Annotated in this window: 14 protein-coding genes and 1 pseudogene; 9 read left to right on the forward strand and 6 right to left on the reverse strand. The window is 48.6% G+C overall.

The features are described 5' to 3' along the window. Positions 1-128: 128 nt before the first annotated feature. Together OC597_RS20430 and OC597_RS20435 are read right to left on the reverse strand one after the other, a co-directional pair. Positions 129-668, reverse strand: coding sequence for a fimbrial protein (locus OC597_RS20430; protein WP_065505939.1), 540 nt, complete (start codon positions 666-668; stop codon positions 129-131). A gap of 79 nt (positions 669-747) precedes the next feature. Then, complete coding sequence (locus tag OC597_RS20435; RefSeq protein ID WP_262210255.1) at positions 748-1,287, reverse strand: fimbrial protein; 540 nt, start codon at positions 1,285-1,287, stop codon at positions 748-750. A 797-nt stretch (positions 1,288-2,084) separates the two neighbouring features. On the opposite strand from OC597_RS20435, the gene OC597_RS20440 reads away from it, so the two are divergent. From OC597_RS20440 to OC597_RS20480, 9 genes and pseudogenes are all read left to right on the forward strand, one after another. Then, positions 2,085-2,345 carry a FaeA/PapI family transcriptional regulator gene (locus OC597_RS20440; protein ID WP_262210256.1) on the forward strand — a complete coding sequence of 87 codons (261 nt, stop codon included), beginning with the start codon at positions 2,085-2,087 and terminating at the stop codon, positions 2,343-2,345. A 155-nt stretch (positions 2,346-2,500) separates the two neighbouring features. After that, positions 2,501-3,205, forward strand: a complete 705-nt coding sequence (locus tag OC597_RS20445; RefSeq protein WP_262210258.1) for a helix-turn-helix transcriptional regulator — start codon at positions 2,501-2,503, stop codon at positions 3,203-3,205. Continuing rightward, the gene (locus OC597_RS20450) at positions 3,202-3,603 is read left to right on the forward strand and encodes a YuaE family lipoprotein (RefSeq protein WP_262210260.1); all 402 of its coding nucleotides are present in this window, start codon (positions 3,202-3,204) and stop codon (positions 3,601-3,603) included. Before OC597_RS20445 ends, OC597_RS20450 begins: the two co-directional genes overlap by 4 nt. Next, entirely contained in the window at positions 3,600-5,210 is a 1,611-nt protein-coding gene (locus tag OC597_RS20455) for an FKBP-type peptidyl-prolyl cis-trans isomerase N-terminal domain-containing protein (RefSeq protein ID WP_262210262.1), read from the forward strand. The genes OC597_RS20450 and OC597_RS20455 overlap by 4 nt, the downstream gene beginning before the upstream one ends. Before the next feature lie 1,305 nt (positions 5,211-6,515). After that, positions 6,516-7,100: a fimbrial protein gene (locus OC597_RS20460; protein ID WP_112347620.1), complete on the forward strand. Its 585-nt coding sequence runs from the start codon at positions 6,516-6,518 to the stop codon at positions 7,098-7,100. A gap of 49 nt (positions 7,101-7,149) precedes the next feature. After that, positions 7,150-7,844: pseudogene (locus OC597_RS20465) on the forward strand (fimbrial biogenesis chaperone). A gap of 15 nt (positions 7,845-7,859) precedes the next feature. Then, positions 7,860-8,348: a FimD/PapC N-terminal domain-containing protein gene (locus OC597_RS20470; RefSeq protein ID WP_262210264.1), complete on the forward strand. Its 489-nt coding sequence runs from the start codon at positions 7,860-7,862 to the stop codon at positions 8,346-8,348. 62 nt (positions 8,349-8,410) lie between these two features. Continuing rightward, positions 8,411-9,561 (forward strand): IS3 family transposase gene (locus OC597_RS20475; RefSeq protein ID WP_137231231.1). Its coding sequence is split into 2 segments (ribosomal slippage): positions 8,411-8,645 and positions 8,645-9,561, totalling 1,152 coding nucleotides; the frame shifts between segments, so codons are not numbered across the junction. A 66-nt stretch (positions 9,562-9,627) separates the two neighbouring features. Then, positions 9,628-10,443 carry a helix-turn-helix domain-containing protein gene (locus tag OC597_RS20480; RefSeq protein ID WP_262210268.1) on the forward strand — a complete coding sequence of 272 codons (816 nt, stop codon included), beginning with the start codon at positions 9,628-9,630 and terminating at the stop codon, positions 10,441-10,443. Here the strand turns inward: OC597_RS20480 and OC597_RS20485 are convergent. The 4 genes from OC597_RS20485 to rpoC all read right to left on the reverse strand — a co-directional run bounded on the left by OC597_RS20485 (position 10,429) and on the right by rpoC (position 17,015). After that, positions 10,429-11,703 (reverse strand): sensor histidine kinase, encoded by a 1,275-nt coding sequence (locus OC597_RS20485; protein ID WP_262210270.1) that lies wholly within the window; start codon positions 11,701-11,703, stop codon positions 10,429-10,431. The two genes, OC597_RS20480 and OC597_RS20485, sit on opposite strands and share 15 nt — an antisense overlap. Before the next feature lies 1 nt (position 11,704). Continuing rightward, the gene (locus OC597_RS20490) at positions 11,705-12,169 is read right to left on the reverse strand and encodes a putative pterin-binding protein (protein ID WP_261257505.1); all 465 of its coding nucleotides are present in this window, start codon (positions 12,167-12,169) and stop codon (positions 11,705-11,707) included. Continuing rightward, positions 12,169-12,615, reverse strand: a complete 447-nt coding sequence (locus OC597_RS20495) for a GNAT family N-acetyltransferase (protein ID WP_261463974.1) — start codon at positions 12,613-12,615, stop codon at positions 12,169-12,171. The genes OC597_RS20490 and OC597_RS20495 overlap by 1 nt, the downstream gene beginning before the upstream one ends. A gap of 173 nt (positions 12,616-12,788) precedes the next feature. Then, entirely contained in the window at positions 12,789-17,015 is a 4,227-nt protein-coding gene (gene rpoC, locus OC597_RS20500; protein WP_099064212.1) for a DNA-directed RNA polymerase subunit beta', read from the reverse strand. Between the last annotated feature and the right edge of the window lie 74 nt (positions 17,016-17,089).

Here is a 17,089-nt window from a genome sequence, read left to right on the forward strand (position 1 = left end):
CTTGTTAATAACTCAACATGCCGCCAGCGAAACAGACATTCGTTAACGCGCGCAGATTTAATCTGCATTCTGCGTATTGAATAACGGGCGAACGCAAATAAATAAAATAGAAAATAGAAAATAGAAAATCAGTAATATTCCATTTTAAAGCGCAGGGTAGAGTTGTACTCTCCCGCTTTTAATTGCTGGTCATTCCCCACCAGGCGTATCGAGTAATTGAGTATTTTATCCCCGGGTGAAATTTCACCACTGGGTAAAGGTTTCCCTGGGTTGGCAATATTGCCGAACGTATCACTAATTTGTAGCGCGATCCCTTTCGCGTCCCCCTCGACACCAAATCCGCCGGTATCCGCACGGCCATCAAAGGTAATTTGAAAGCGTTGCCAGTCCGGCAGCCTGGGATCGATACGGCCCAAAACGCAGTTAACCAGCCGAATGCTGAACGGGCGACTGACACCCTGGCCGTCACGCGCTATCTGGCTGACCGGCGCAGTATCCATATCAATCGTCTGGTCGCGGCTTTGGGTATCAATGGCGCACGCCGTTTCAATGATAGATCCTTGCATGTTGACACGCCCCCATCCTGCCGGGGTTGCCGACCAGGCCTGGCTGCCAGACACCATGAACAACAGGGAAGAAACCACCACGCGCTGTACTTTTGGCAACATTACCCCACTCCATCAGTAACCAACTCCGTGAAAAATGCATGCGGATTCCCCGCATGCATGGAACAGAACAACTCAGGGCTTATTGGTAAGCGAGGGTAAAGTTGGCAACGCTCTTGAAATCACCCGGTACGATAACCGCATCTTTACCGCCTTCACCTGGCGCTTTTGGATCACCCTGCAGGTAAGCGGTGAAAAGCAATGTATTATTGCCAGCCAACAAAGGGGTTGCCGTGGTTGCGCTGCCCAGCTTAATCACGTTGGTATTGCCGTCGGTCATCACAATACTGGCACCTTTGGCGCTACCGGTAATACCCAGGCTGCCGTCTACCGCACCAGCGATACCGCTAAAGGTGGTAGTCACGGTTTTGAGGGTACCGGGAATACAATTCGCCAGTTTGATCTCGAAGTCCTGAGCCTTGGACTTGCCACCTTTGTCCAGCGTCGCGTTAGACACCTGACCCAGGTTTACCGTCTGGTCCATGGCGGCAGGTTCAATAGAACAAGGTGCATCAATAATAGAACCGGTAAAGCTCACAGTACCGTGGCCCTGATCGGCCTGTGCTACAGAAACTGCGCCAAATGCCAGTACTGCTGCCATCATAATTTTGTTCAATTTCATTTAACTATCCTTAGGTATCGATAACGATAAAAACTATTTTCTTCATCTACTTATTGGTAACCGCGATTCATATACATGACTAAATTCGAAGTTCCATTAAACCGTCGCAACCACGAAGATTCTCATTAACATAAAGTCGATTGAAACCTTCATTTATTCAGAAAAAATGAATAAACAAGATCTCAGAAAAACCTTTATATTAACAAGTTCATCGCTCACAACGTTTCTACTGAAATACCGCACCAGACACATAACACCGTGCGCACATCAATAAAGGTAATACGTCATAAAAACGGAAAAACACATTGTAATTTGAAGAGTGAAAACAAATAAACTCCAGTTAAAAAACCACCCTTTACTCGGCGTCTCAAAGTAAATACCAAACGCTTTTTCCGTTGAAATGATTATGGCGAAAGACAATATCTGTGAAAACAAAAAGACCCGCATGACAATAAATTCAATATATAACTCTCAACCCAGACCTCACCATTAACAATTGCGATCTTTAGTGTCGTAAAAAACCAATAGATCAGCATTTTATATCGTAAATATATAATTATTAAGCCTCATTGATCGCAAGATAAAAATACGCGATATAATCATCCGTATCAGTGGCAACACAAAGGAGAGGGTGCCTGGCCACTGAACGGTCAAAAAATGAATATCCAGACAATACAAAAAGATAAAAATAATTAGCATGATAATTAAAGTGTAATTGCCCATGCCTTTAATCCACAAATTTTACGTGCATATTGTGGATGACTTAATCGACACACGCATACCGCTATGGAGTGAATATGATAGACACACAGGAACCCGGTCTTTCACGCAATACCAAGGCAATATTTTCGGCCATCGTTAAATTATGTGCATCTCGCGAAGACGTGCACTCCTTGTCACCGGAGTCCTGGCCAAGCACCCGAGAGATAGCAGAGGACTGTAACTTCAGTATTTATAAAGCACGTTACCTGTTACTGAGTCTGGAGAGGAAGGGTTGGGTAAAGGTCACACCTACCCCAATAAAAAACTCATTGCGCTGGTATATATGCGGACAATGACAAACAGGAAACCACACGACGAGCGACGATGAAAAAACACATAAATAAATTTTCATTTTCTTGTAAATACTGCGGATTAAAGCAGCAAGAGAAAACAAAAATTAAACAGGAAAAATGCTGTTCACACGCCTTTTATCTCGAGAGGATTAACCCCCATGGAATCGATAATTAACATCCTGATTTGTGAACCAAACAGCTATTTTGCCGATGGATTAATCCGAGGACTATTGATACATGCTCATGCCAGGGGATTACACACAAGAATAACCCGAGATACATTAGATAAACACGATGCTGACATCGTGTTTTTAGCGGTGGAGCAAGATCCGGTTCTGTTCCGCCATCTGATCAGTCGCAGGACGGGTCCGGCACATCAGCAAATTTTTTTAATCAAGGAGAAGTTTCAGCGGCGGGACAAAGAGCAATTCGCCGGCATCTCCGGGTTCTTGTATCGCCATCAACGTCTGGAATGGGCCTGCGAGCTCGCCACCCTATCATTGCGACAGGCTGGCAACCTGCCGGCCACCACGCAGCAGCAGAAAACCGACCAGAGTCTGACGGTGAAAGAGACTGAGGTGATCCGCTGCCTTGCCCAGGGGTTGAGTCCCAAAGAGATCGGCCGAAAGCTGGAGATCAGTGAGAAAACGGTCAGCGGCCACAAACGCAATGCGATGGCGAAGCTACACATGGGGCGCACACCTGACTTTATTTATTGGATGTTACGCGGGGGGCTTGATGCGTTGCCGGCACACCGGCTGCCCCCTCAACTGATGAGCACAGGGCCGGCCTTCATCCCGCCACGTCACGACAGTTATTCCCTTACCACCGCCACTCAACAAAAGAGAATTTCCGCATCATGATAAATGTTTTTGTGTGTAAGCGTGTCCTGAGCCCGACCTCACTGTGCCTGCTGGTAATGTTGCTGAGCGGATGCAAGATAGCCCCGCGTTCAGCGATCCCCCCTGCGGTGTCCAATGCCGCGGTGACTCAGCAAGCCGAAGCGCAGCGGCTGCGTCAGTGCCAGCAAGAGCTTGACACATTGCGGGACCTGAAGGCGGACAGTTACGCCGCCACACAACACACCTTCAGCACCCTGATGCAGGGTGCCGCGCAGTACGCAAAATTACGGACCCAGGTCAATACGGACACGCAAGAAACCGTCGATGCTTTGTACCGTTACCGGGTGAATGTGTTGTGTGCACAGATAAATCAGGCCGTCCTCGTCGGGTTGATGACGCAAGGCGAGGCACCGAAATGAAGAAAGATGCTCCGCGTAGCCACAGTCGCCTGCTCAACCTGATGACCGTTGGAACCGTACTCCTGCCGTTTCTTGCCAGCAATGCGTCGGCAGACGTTCCCGCGTTGTTGCAATTTGCCGAACGCTACCAGGCACCTGCAGAGGCAACACCGCCGGTAGCCCGGACAACACCGGCCAAAAAGGACGTTAAGAAGTCGGGTACTGACACCGCTTCATCACCAACGAGAAACACAAAGTCCACATCAGCGTTAGCTTCTCGTTGGCAATTGAAGGAGCTCGAGCTCAAACGTCAGCAGGTGACCATCACGCAGCTGGAGCACCAGGTCAGTCGGATGCAAAAGGCGCTGGCTGAAAAAACAGGACCGGTCGCGCAAACACCGTCACCGGTTCCGCCCGTAGACCTGAAAAGCTTACAACATTTAGCACAAGGCGTTCGTCAGGCTCTGGCCATCACTCCCGGAGAGAAACAGGCTCAGGCACGCGAGGCACTCGCCCGGCAGCTGACCGCTGACGCACAACAAACAGAAAAAGCCTTGCGGACGGACAATCAGTCGTTGACCACACAACTCAACACCCTGAATGCCCAACACACCGCCTTCCGGGCAGCCGCCGAGAAAAATGCGCTGGCGATTTCCCAACCGCTAGCGACACAACTGAGTGCCATGGCACAGGACAAAACCACGCTGCAATCGCACCTGTCCAGCGCACAGAAGGAGAACCAAATGTTGCTCGCCAGCACAGAAGACCTGAAAGCGCAGTTGGGGACGGCAATGAACCGGGAGAAAGCTTTGCTGCAACAACAGGGGGAGTTGAAAACACAGCGCCAAGCTCTGCAGGCGCAAGTGGACGACACTGTCGGGCAGGTGGCAACATTGAACGCCACCCTCACGGCGATACGGCAGGACACCCCGGCGACGGTCACGGTGGAAGCATTGAAAAAAACGCAGACTCGCCAGGATTATGCGGCAGGGGTCTCTTTGGCCGAAGAAATTTTGCAGATGCAGAATGAACGGCAAAAGTGGGGGGTACATACTGACAAACAAACCATGCTAAGCGGCATTTTCGACACCTTAACCGGGCATAAAAAAATGACCGATGACGAACTCAATCAGGCACTGGACGCGTCGGAAAAGCAGGTCGCATCGGCCCGTGACAACGTGATGTCTGAGCAGACAAAAAAAGGGAACAGTTACCTGACCCGCTTTCGCCAGGACAAAAATGTTCGACAGACTGCCTCCGGGGCCTGGTACAAGGTGGATTATCCCGGGGAGGGCGTGTTGACCCCCGGGGCCATTCTGGATGTGGTGATAAAGGAAACCTTGACCGACGGCACGGTGATCCAGGACATGGAAAGCAGCGGAGCGGTGCTTTCTCAGCCGATGGACAGGTTCCCTCCCTTGTTCAGTGAGGCGCTGAGCCAATTAAAAAACCACGGCACGTTAACACTGGTTGTCCCCCCAATGCTGGCTTACGGCGACAAGGGCTACCCGCCCAATGTGCCCCCCAACGCCACGATGGTTTATACCTTGCGCATTGCAGAAATGTATCCTGCAATCGCGGCGAAAAACACGGACGCCAACACAAATAAAAAACCGATAGCCCGTTAGCGGAAGAGAAATCAACCTGGCTCCGTCCTTTATTGTGGGTGGCATTCCTGCGGCACCACTCTTTTTAATGACTTAATGTACACGGAAACCGTTATGCCACTACCCACCTCGGATTTCGACGTGGTTAACTTTCCGTTTTACTTATGATTATAACAACTGCATTTCGGCAGTTTCATTAAGCAAGAACATCGCCTAGCCTGAGGAGGCCGATGCCATCAAGGGAGCAGACAACCTACACGTTACATACGCCTGTGAACATGGGGTTATCATCAAAACGGATGTTAGGGTCAGCGCGTGCCACATAAAAAACGGGCCCATTTACAGCTATTGAGCTTATTACGCAACAGAGTCAACACGCTATACCCGAAAAATAGATACGGCCATTGATATAAAAAGCAATGCAGATGTCACAAATCGCTTGCACAGTTTTTACGCAGAAATAGGCTGCGAGACGCTGACGCCATTAATAAATAGCTAACAGGTGTCTTGTCTTCGCTTGGGGTTGATGATTAGCATATTGAATAGGTAGCTTACTATGTTCACCAATAAACATAGCAACTTTGCATCTCGTTTTTTTTCCAGAAGAGTAGTGTTAATTCTGGTTATACTTTTCAGCACGATTTTTTGGGGTATAACCATAACGATTATTATACTAACATTTGATTGATTTTTTATTTTTAAAATAAGAAAAACACCAAAACTGGTAATCTGGAAAAGAGAGCCTTTTAAGGCTATATCGCGTTAAAAAATCATTACAACGTAATCACTTTATCGAATTCAAGCTCTGGTGATTGGTGCAAAGCTGAACTTCTGTCTCTGGGTCGATTACGCAGCTCCCCCTCAGAGATGGATATCTGTTGCTATCCATCAACAGTCTGCTTTTTTTTGCACAGCATTAGGCGTTATTACCCGAAGGTGGCAAATGGGTTCAGCTCATAAAATAATATAGATTATTTTATATAAAAAAACACCAACGCTAAACAAATGGAATCATAACATTATCCAACTTCTGCTTTACACTAAAGAAAAAGATGCAATCCTTTGTTTTTAAAATAAATTTAATTACAACTCGGAAACATTATTAATGATTATGTTTACATTGATTTGAAATCCATATGATTTATGATGGTATCACTGAACAGGCATAGCATTGCTACGTTCAGGCAGTATCACATAACTTGAATAGGCGTATTTATATATAAAATTCGCACAATCTAATGGGACCTTTACTTTCCTGTTGGATGGGCAAATACGTATATATCTTCACATATACCTATAACTCTCTATATGGAATTTGGAGTCAACATGGTTAATAAAATTTTTTCTATCACAGTATTGGCCGCTGCTCTGAGCTCAGGCAGCGCGATGGCGGCAGATCAGTCTGCCGGTGGTGTTATTTCGTTCTCTGGCGCGATTACCGATACTACCTGTACCATTAATGGCGGTAAGAGCGCTGATTTTACCGTTGCCCTTAGCCCAATATCCGTAACCGATGCCGGTAACGCCGTAGGGCCAATTGTGAAAAACAAAAAGTCCTTTTCTTTTACTTTCTCTAATTGCTCACCTGCTTCAGGTACTTCTGGCCAGCCGTTAAAAATCTATTTCTCTTCAGCTGATAATATTTCTACCGACGGCAAATATCTGCTGAACGATACGGTCAATGAGCAGGATAGCGCAGTCGCTAAAAACGTCGGTTTCTCTCTGGCCAACGCCAGTTCATCAACCCCAATCGTACTGAATCAGCCCTTTGTGACTGATATTCTCGGTAACAGCGTCGATCCGGATTCAGAAACCCTGACGCTGGACGCATATTACTACAAAACCAATACTGCAGCGGCTAAAGTCGGCGCACTGCATTCTAACGTGACCTATACCATTTCTTACCTGTAATTTAATCATTGGCCAGGCTCAACGGATGAGCCTGGCTATCGGGAGAAGTATGATAAAAAATATTTTATTAGCCGGGTTAACCCTGGTGACGGCTCAGACATATGCCAACGTAGTAATTAATACTACCCGTGTTATTTATCAGGAAAGTAATAAGGATGTTGTCGTTCAGTTGATCAACAACGGCAGTGAACCATCATTAGTCCAGGCCTGGATCGATGACGGTGATATTAACTCCACACCCGAAACAGCCAATGTTCCCTTTTTACTTTCACCTCCAGTAGTCAAAGTGACCGCTAACAACGGTCAGCAACTACGTATAAAAAAATAGGTCCTCAGCTCGCAACCGATCGCGAGTCAGTGTTTTATCTCAACGTTCTTGATATTCCACCGATACCCGAAAATCTTCAGGGCCAAAATACTCTGCAATTAGCTGTGAAGTCACGAATAAAACTTTTTTACCGTCCCAAGGATCTGAAAATCAATCCTGATACTGTGGCCCATCATATCGAACTGCATCCACAGGGTAATCAGGTCACTATCAGAAATAATGCTCCCTACCACTTTACCCTGGCCAATATTGACCAGGGTAATCAGAAAAACGTGTTGAATGACGCCATCATGATCCCGCCATTTTCCAGCGCAATGGCGCAAACCCGGCATCCCCTTAAAGCCAATGACAAGCTGTCGTTAAAATATGTTGATGACCTTGGCGCTTATAAAGAAAAAACCATAACGTCTCATTGATGAGGTTAAGCAACGATGACGATAAATAAAACACTCACTTCGCTGCTGACATTGACGTCAATTCTGCTGGCCAACCGGGTAGTGGCCGTCGAATTCGATACCCGTTTGCTGGCGGGCGCGTCGCAAGAAGCTGACCTTTCACGCTTTTATCTCCAGTCCGATCTCCCCGCAGGGCAACATACCTTTGATGTCTACGTTAATGGTCACTGGAAGGGCCGTTTCCCGCTGCAACTGGGGGAACAACCTGAGCAGATTGCTATACGTTATGAGGATGCAGCCGTTCTGGGGATCAATCTCACCGCCTTGCCCAAGCAGCAAAACGCGGCACACCTTTTGCCCCTTAGCACCCTGGTTCAGGGCGGCAGCATCCGACAGGAAACCGACACGCTCAGTATGAAGCTGTCAGTGCCGCAGGCGTATATTAACCATGCGGAAAGAGGCTATGTTGATCCGCAGTTCTGGCAACAGGGTGAATCCGCCCTGCTGTTTTCTTACAACACCTGAATAGACCCGGGTTTCGTAGACACTTTTTTGCCTCATAATGGAGGCCTAATGAAGGAGTGTTTATGTCAGTCAAAACGTTCACTGAAGAATTCAAAATTGAAGCCGTAAAACAGATCACTGAGCAGGGGTACCCTGTATCTGAGGTCTCCTCTCGACTTGGTGTATCCACTAATAGTCTTTACGCCTGGGTTAAGCGCTACCAGAAGCCCGAGCCGCAGCGTAAGCAGGACGATGCACTTCAGCATGAAGTAAAGCGCCTCAGGCAAGAACTTAAGCGAGTAACTGAAGAGCGGGATATCTTAAAAAAGGCCGCCGCGTACTTTGCAAGAACGTCAGGCTGAAGTACGCCTTCATTAAAAAAATGTCGTCCTTTTATGCTGTACGCCGGTTATGCCTGGTTCTTGGCCTCCATCACAGCGGTTATTACCAGTGGCTAAAGCGGCCTAAATCTTTGCGTACCCGGCAAGATGAACGGCAAACAGGCTTGATTAAACAACTGTGGCTTGAAAGCGGTACGGTTTACGGCTATCGAAAAATCTGGCTCGATATGAAAGATCTGGGTGAATGCGTCGGACGTAACAGGATCGCGCGCCTGATGAGGCTCGCTGAACTAGCATCTCAGACTGGATACCGAAAACGACGCTATTACGGTGGCGGAAAGCCTTCTTTTGCCAGTCCAAATTACCTTGAACGCCAATTCGTTGTCCCAACCCCAAATACGCATTGGGTGAGTGACATGACTTATATAAGGACGCATGAGGGTTGGCTGTATCTGGCTGTTGTTCTTGATCTCTTCTCACGCAGGGTTATCGGCTGGAGCATGGGCGGACGAATGACTGCTGAGTTAGTAATGGATGCATTATTGATGGCGGTATGGCGACGTAAACCAACGGCAGAAGTATTAATCCATTCAGATCAGGGCTCTCAATATACGAGCGAAAGATGTCAGCATTTTATGACAGCTCACAATTTAAAAAGCAGCATGAGTCGTCGGGGTAATTGCCATGACAACGCAGTGGCAGAAAGCTTTTTCCAGTTGCTAAAACGGGAACGCATAAAGAAACGGATCTATAAAAATAGGGAAGAAGCGAAGGCGGATATCTTCGATTATGTCGAGATGTTTTATAATGCTAAACGCCGCCACAGTGCCTGTGAGGATCAACCCCCTGCAGTTTATGAAAGTGCCTGGTTCATGAGGCACGGAACAGTCTAGGAAACTAGGGTCTATTCAAACTGACTTCATCTATAATCGAGCCAGCAGGCAACCTCGGGGCATCCCATGCTCGTGGTCAGCATCAGAAAAATCGAGATGATCATGAAAAAAACGCCAAATTATGCAGAGGCAATTAGCGCCTTGTTGAACCAAAAAGGGGTGGGTGACAGAAAGCACGCATCCACCCTGGCGAGCATACTGAACCTCCAATACAACAGCGCCAAGCAGAAGCTGGACGGTAAAAGAGGCATCACTCTCAACGAGGCAAAAAAGGTATTTCAATACTTCAACCAATCGTTTGAAGGGCGCAGAGCCCATAACTGCGTGTTTATCATGAACAGCATACATAAACGGTGCAATATTGAAGTGGATGACAAGCCGGTAGATAACATTGAGGATGTGGAAACCTATGCATTCAGAAAAGACGATCTTTTTGTTATTAACACTGGCAGAGATAAAAGTGCGGATGCAGAGCTGTATAAGGTCACAAAAATAGACTTTCTGCCGGCGCCAAGGATAGCCATACTCGACAACGACCAGGACATTCTGGAGTTGCTAAAGAAAATCACCACCCGCTACGGGATTGAAACAGACACTTTCTCAATGGCGGCAACAATCATCGACAGCCTGGATCAGCACACCTACGAGGCCTTTATTCTTGATTGGCTGTTAGACTTCGGTGAAACGTCCGAAAAGGTCGTAGAAAAGATAAAAGATAGAGTGGATACCCCTGCACAAATCATCATCCTGACCGGCCAGTTAAACCACTATGAGAAAAACATAGGCGATATGATATTAAACTACGACGTGCATTTGGTTGAGAAGCCGACCAAGCCGCTGATTATCTCTTCGCTGCTGCTTTCCCATTTATTTTTCAACTGATTTTATTGGCAGGAAAATCAAAAACGATGCCCCTTTGCCCTCGCCTGACTTCACTCTGATGGTGCCTTTCATTCTGGTCACATAGTTCTTTATAATGGTCAGTCCCAAACCCAGCCCCTGGCGCGTCTCTCTTTCCAGCCCCTGATTAAATGCCTTGTATAATCTGTCAATATTTTTTACGTTAAAGCCGATACCGTTATCCTTCACCAGAAGATAAAGACGACTATTATAAACCTTCACATTCACAGTAACCTGACCGCAATACGTATATTTATCGGCATTGCTCAACAGGTTGACAAGTATCCGATATAGCTTGTACTTATCGGAATAGATCCTCCCTGCATAAGGCGAGTGCCGGACAATAAATTGATTGCGGCTTTCCCCACTCACCGCGGCAACAGCATCGTCGACCACCTCATTGAGTGAAAACAGGGAATCATTTATCTTAATCTCCCCCATTTCAAGCCTTGAGTAATCCATTACCTCACGCGTTTGCTCTGCAATTTTATTGCCATGGTGCGAGATGAGCCGGGCTTCTTTTTTCAATTCATCCTGAACCAGCTCATGCTCCATGATGTCTGCCGCAATCACGATAGCCTGCGTTGAACCGGCAATCTCATGGTAGATGGAGGAAATAAAGATATTCTTATTTTTAATTATCTCCTTCAGTGAAAACGCATTCTTCAAGATGAGGAACATCATCAAAAAAATCAGCACCAGTGAAAACATGGCAAATAGCTCGGCTTTGCCCGAGTTATCTTTGATGATGTCTTTAACCTCGGTGAAATTCCTTATCTGTATTTTGTAAATTACCTCTTGAATATCAACCAGAGTAATTTCCATCTCTTCCATAAAGGAGAGTATATCCGCTTTGGTCTTCGAGCCATCCACCAGCCCAGTACTAAGCAGATCCAGCTCGGCATACTGATGCTTCAAAACCGCAAGGGTCTTGATAAACTCCTTGTCATAATAAAAAGAGTCACTGAACGTGGAGCGGTTTTCAAGAATAGCAATCTTTGATGCAAATATTTTCTTTTTGAGTAGAAAAACGTCGTAGTTATCCTCATCGCCCAGAAGCAATGCGGTTTTCGTCCTTTCAAAAGATAAAAAGAGAATTTCAGCGACGGAATAGTTATCGAGACCAGGCTCAATCTGCTTGTATCGCTCTTTCACACTGCCAAAGTTTACGGAAATCAGTAAAATCAAGAACAGCAGAGCGGCAATGAGGGTGACGAGAGTCCCGATAAATTTCTTGCTCATTTCACTTAACCTCTAGCATTTTTATTTGCCAAACGGTTTTTGCGTTCACATCAATATTGTTTAATTCTGGGTGGCTATCGCGAGGATAGATAATCGCAAACGGCCCTAACTGCGCAACGTCCATAAGCTCGCCATTTTTCTTATAGGCAATAATAACTTTGTATTTAGCCAGCTCAGCAACGGGCATTGAATATGAATAATCATCCCAGGCAAAAGCGCGAACCTTGCTTCCCGTCAGGTCATATTCCTTTGCCAGCACGCTAAACTCAACGCCGGTAAAAACGGCCTCAGGGGTAAAGTTGGTAGAGGTTTTAATCGAAGAAGATGGCATCGCTTCTAATGCTTGCAGCGTAATTTTGATCTTCTCGCCATCGTTCTTTTTAAGATAGAAATAATCAACGCCCGCATAGAGCGGCGCACTAAACAGGGAAATCAGAAATAATGCTATCAGTCCTCTGATTTTCATTACTTATCACCTTTACGCTTAACCAGTTCCGCCTGACCAAATTCATCCTTCCCAATGACAACCCAACCACGCCGCTGATAAAACACCTCAGCCCTGGAACCCGGATCGGTAGTGAGATGGATTTCTTCAGCTCCATTCTCAAACAACCATGCCGTTACAGCGTTCAGTAAGGCGGAGCCTATACCTTTCGACTGATACTCTGGCTTAACAAACAGCCCGCCGATCAAGGGTTCTGGAATAAAGAGGCCGAAACCGACGCCGGCGTAATCTTCACCATATTTGCAAATCCAGCCACCGCCCTGATTGATATCATCCAGCGCCTGGGTTCTCTGAAGGTATTGGATCTGGTGAGGGTGAAGTGGATTTTCTTCGACAGAAAATCTGATTTCATACAGGTAAGGCAAGTGTTTTGCGGCAAGTTTTTCGAAGGTGATCAGGCTGTCCATATCTGTACAATCCTTGGTTAACATAGCACACAGGCGATTTTAGCCATTATCTCGGATTTCTTCATAGTAGCAAAGAATGCCGCTGAGGGAGCAGGCAAAAAAAAACCGCCCCCGAAGGAGCGGTTTATCTGGTCAGGATCCGGCAATGCCGAACCCCAAGGCGCATTCAACGATTAATCGTTGTTGCCGCCACCCAGGTTGCCTGCGTTTAGCAGTTCAGCCAGGTTAGCCGTTGCTTCTTCCGCGCTCACCTGCGGAACAACTGGCGTTTCACCCTGAGCTTTACGACGCATGCGGTCCTGATGATAAGCGTAACCGGTACCGGCTGGGATCAGACGGCCCACGATGACGTTCTCTTTCAGGCCACGCAGTTCATCACGCTTACCGGCAACAGCCGCTTCGGTCAGAACGCGCGTCGTTTCCTGGAACGATGCTGCGGAGATGAAGGACTCGGTCGCCAAGGAAGCCTTGGTGATACCCAGCAGATCGCGTGAGAAGGTTGCCTCGATTTTGCCTTCAGCAGCAAGCTGACGGTTGGCAATCTTAACGCGTGACACTTCAGCCTGCTCGCCTTCCAGGAACTCGGTGCTACCAGCGCTAACGATGGTCCCTTTACGCAGCATCTGACGAACGATAACTTCAATGTGTTTATCGTTAATCTTAACGCCTTGCAGACGGTAAACTTCCTGCACTTCGTTGGTGATGTAGCGGGTAACCGCATGCACACCACGCAGACGCAGAATGTCGTGCGGAGATTCTGGGCCGTCAGAAACAACGTCACCACGCTCCACAACTTCGCCTTCGAACACGTTGAGCTGACGCCATTTTGGAATCATCTCTTCGTAAGCGTCGCTGCCGTCCAGTGGAGAGATTACCAGGCGACGTTTGCCTTTGGTCTCTTTACCGAACGAGATAATCCCGCTGATTTCAGCCAGGATTGCCGGCTCTTTCGGACGACGTGCTTCGAACAGATCCGCAACGCGTGGCAGACCACCGGTAATATCCTTGGTACCGCCGGATTCCTGAGGAATACGCGCCAGGGTATCACCCGCACCGATCTGAATGCCGTCTTCCAGCTGTACAATCGCTTTACCTGGCAGGAAGTATTGAGCAGGCATATCAGTACCTGGGATCAATACGTCGTCGCCTTTGGCATCAACGATTTTCAGTGCCGGACGCAGGTCTTTACCGCTACCGGTACGCTCTGCGCTGTCCAGTACTACCAGAGAAGACAAACCGGTCAGTTCGTCGGTCTGGCGGGTAATGGTCTGGCCGTCAACCATATCAGCGAAGCGGATGAAACCACTCACTTCGGTGATAACTGGCATGGTGTGCGGATCCCAGTTAGCAACGGTTTCGCCGCCGTTAACTTCGATGCCGTCGCCTTTGCCCATGACGGAACCGTAAGGCACTTTATAGCGCTCTTTAGTACGGCCGAATTCGTCGATCAGCTTCAGTTCGGTGTTACGAGAGGTAATCACCAGCTTGCCTGCGGCGTTCATTACGAACTTCACATTGCTCAGCTTCAGAGTACCCTTGTTTTTCACCTGGATGCTGGATTCAGCAGCCGCACGAGATGCCGCACCACCGATGTGGAACGTACGCATCGTCAGCTGTGTACCCGGCTCACCGATTGACTGTGCCGCGATAACGCCGATAGCTTCGCCTTTGTTGATGATGTGACCACGTGCCAGGTCGCGACCATAGCAGTTTGCACACACACCAAAGTCGGTTTCACAGCTAACCACGGAACGGACTTTAACGCTGTCGACAGAGTTCTCTTCCAACAGGTCACAAGTCTTCTCGTGCAGCAGGGTGTTACGTGGCACCAGGATATCAGCCGTACCCGGCTTGATGATATCTTCTGCTGTCACACGACCCAGAACACGTTCGCGCAGTGGCTCTTTAACGTCACCACCTTCGATAACCGGAGTCATCAGGATGCCGTTGTGAGTACCACAGTCGTCTTCGGTAACCACCAGATCCTGTGCCACGTCAACCAGACGACGGGTCAGGTAACCGGAGTTAGCCGTTTTCAGTGCGGTATCCGCCAGACCTTTACGAGCACCGTGCGTGGAGATGAAGTACTGGAGTACGTTCAGACCTTCACGGAAGTTCGCTGTGATTGGCGTTTCAATGATGGAACCATCCGGCTTAGCCATCAGGCCACGCATACCGGCCAGCTGACGAATCTGTGCTGCAGAACCACGCGCACCGGAGTCGGCCATCATAAAGATACTGTTGAAGGAAACCTGCTGTTCAACAACACCGTCACGGTTGACGACGTCTTCAACAGACAAGTTTTCCATCATCGCCTTGGCAACACGCTCGTTCGCTGCGGCCCAGATATCGATCACTTTGTTGTAGCGTTCGCCGGCGGTCACCAAACCAGACTGGAACTGCTCCTGGATTTCAGCAACTTCGGTTTCTGCTTCTTCGATGATCTCTGCTTTCTTGGCAGGGATTACCATGTCATCGATACCTACTGACGCGCCTGAACGGGCAGCGTAAGCAAAACCGGTGTACATGATCTGGTCAGCAAAGATAACGGTCGGCTTCAGGCCCAGGATGCGGTAACAGGTGTTCAGCATCTTGGAGATAGCTTTCTTGCCCAAAGGCTGGTTAACGATCGAGTACGGCAGACCGCGCGGTACGATCATCCACAGGATGGCACGACCCACGGTAGTGTCGATGATCGAAGTCTGGTGTACAGACTCGCCTTCGGTGTTTTTGATCTCTTCGGTGATACGCACTTTGACACGCGCATGCAGAGAGGCCAGACCGGCGCGGTAAATACGTTCCGCTTCTTTCGGGCCACTCAACACCATGCCTTCGCCTTTGGCGTTAACACAGTCACGGGTCATGTAGTACAGACCCAATACAACGTCCTGAGAAGGAACGATGATTGGCTCGCCGTTCGCAGGTGACAGGATGTTGTTGGTAGACATCATCAGCGCACGCGCTTCCAGCTGAGCTTCAAGCGTCAGCGGAACGTGTACTGCCATCTGGTCACCATCGAAGTCGGCGTTGTATGCCGCACAAACCAGCGGGTGCAGCTGGATAGCTTTACCTTCGATCAGAACCGGTTCAAACGCCTGGATACCCAAACGGTGCAGGGTTGGTGCACGGTTCAGCAGTACCGGGTGTTCGCGGATAACTTCGTCCAGGATATCCCAAACGACAGCTTCTTCGCGCTCAACCATTTTCTTGGCGGCTTTGATGGTGGTGGCCAGGCCACGCAGCTCCAGCTTGCCGTAGATGAACGGTTTGAACAGCTCCAGTGCCATTTTCTTAGGCAGACCGCACTGATGCAGACGCAGGTATGGACCTACGGTGATTACAGAACGACCAGAGTAGTCAACACGTTTACCCAACAAGTTCTGACGGAAACGACCCTGCTTACCTTTGATCATGTCGGCCAAAGATTTCAGAGGACGCTTGTTGGAACCGGTGATCGCACGACCGCGACGGCCGTTATCCAGCAAGGCATCTACCGCTTCTTGCAGCATACGCTTTTCGTTGCGCACGATGATATCAGGCGCAGCCAGATCCAGCAGGCGTTTCAGACGGTTGTTACGGTTGATCACGCGGCGATACAGATCGTTCAGATCTGAAGTCGCGAAACGACCACCATCCAACGGAACCAGCGGACGCAGATCCGGCGGCAGTACCGGCAGCACGGTCAGGATCATCCACTCTGGCTTGTTGCCAGACTGTACGAACGCTTCCAGCAGCTTGATACGCTTGGTCAGCTTCTTACGCTTGGTTTCGGAGTTGGTTTCGTTCAGCTCTTCGCGCAGAGTTTCACACTCTTGCTCCAGATCCATGTTTTTCAACAGGGCCTGAATAGCTTCCGCACCCATCTTGGCGTCGAATTCGTCACCGAACTCTTCCAGCGCATCCAAATACTGCTCTTCAGTCAGGATCTGACGACGCTCGAGGTTAGTCATACCGCCTTCGATAACCACATAGGATTCGAAGTACAGTACACGTTCGATGTCACGCAGCGGCATATCCAGCAGCAAACCGATGCGGGATGGCAGCGATTTCAGGAACCAGATGTGCGCAGTCGGTGATGCCAGCTCGATGTGGCCCATACGCTCACGGCGTACTTTGGTCTGGGTCACTTCAACGCCGCACTTCTCACAGATTACGCCGCGGTGTTTTAAGCGCTTGTACTTACCGCACAGGCACTCATAGTCTTTTACCGGCCCAAAGATACGGGCGCAGAAAAGGCCGTCACGTTCTGGTTTGAACGTACGGTAGTTAATGGTTTCCGGCTTCTTAACTTCGCCGAACGACCACGAACGGATCATGTCTGGCGATGCCAGAGCAATCTTGATCGCATCAAACTCTTCGGTCTTAGTTTGCGCTTTCAGAAACTTTAATAAGTCTTTCACGGATTGGCTCCTGTCGGAGTTAAACCTGTTGGGTGCACGCTGACAAATCGCGCACCCGTGTGACCTGAACAACC

Source organism: Serratia proteamaculans (genome assembly GCF_946227095.1).
GTDB classification, from domain to species: domain Bacteria; phylum Pseudomonadota; class Gammaproteobacteria; order Enterobacterales; family Enterobacteriaceae; genus Serratia; species Serratia proteamaculans_E.

Bases quoted from the DNA above. Each gene is read 5' to 3' on its own strand.
- OC597_RS20430 (WP_065505939.1), bottom strand. From the start codon at position 668: ATGTTGCCAAAAGTACAGCGCGTGGTGGTTTCTTCCCTGTTGTTCATG.
- OC597_RS20450 (WP_262210260.1), top strand. From the start codon at position 3,202: ATGATAAATGTTTTTGTGTGTAAGCGTGTCCTGAGCCCGACCTCACTG.
- OC597_RS20455 (WP_262210262.1), top strand. From the start codon at position 3,600: ATGAAGAAAGATGCTCCGCGTAGCCACAGTCGCCTGCTCAACCTGATG.
- OC597_RS20460 (WP_112347620.1), top strand. From the start codon at position 6,516: ATGGTTAATAAAATTTTTTCTATCACAGTATTGGCCGCTGCTCTGAGC.
- OC597_RS20435 (WP_262210255.1), bottom strand. From the start codon at position 1,287: ATGAAATTGAACAAAATTATGATGGCAGCAGTACTGGCATTTGGCGCA.
- OC597_RS20470 (WP_262210264.1), top strand. From the start codon at position 7,860: ATGACGATAAATAAAACACTCACTTCGCTGCTGACATTGACGTCAATT.
- OC597_RS20490 (WP_261257505.1), bottom strand. From the start codon at position 12,169: ATGAAAATCAGAGGACTGATAGCATTATTTCTGATTTCCCTGTTTAGT.
- OC597_RS20480 (WP_262210268.1), top strand. From the start codon at position 9,628: ATGCTCGTGGTCAGCATCAGAAAAATCGAGATGATCATGAAAAAAACG.
- OC597_RS20445 (WP_262210258.1), top strand. From the start codon at position 2,501: ATGGAATCGATAATTAACATCCTGATTTGTGAACCAAACAGCTATTTT.
- OC597_RS20440 (WP_262210256.1), top strand. From the start codon at position 2,085: ATGATAGACACACAGGAACCCGGTCTTTCACGCAATACCAAGGCAATA.
- OC597_RS20485 (WP_262210270.1), bottom strand. From the start codon at position 11,703: ATGAGCAAGAAATTTATCGGGACTCTCGTCACCCTCATTGCCGCTCTG.
- OC597_RS20495 (WP_261463974.1), bottom strand. From the start codon at position 12,615: ATGGACAGCCTGATCACCTTCGAAAAACTTGCCGCAAAACACTTGCCT.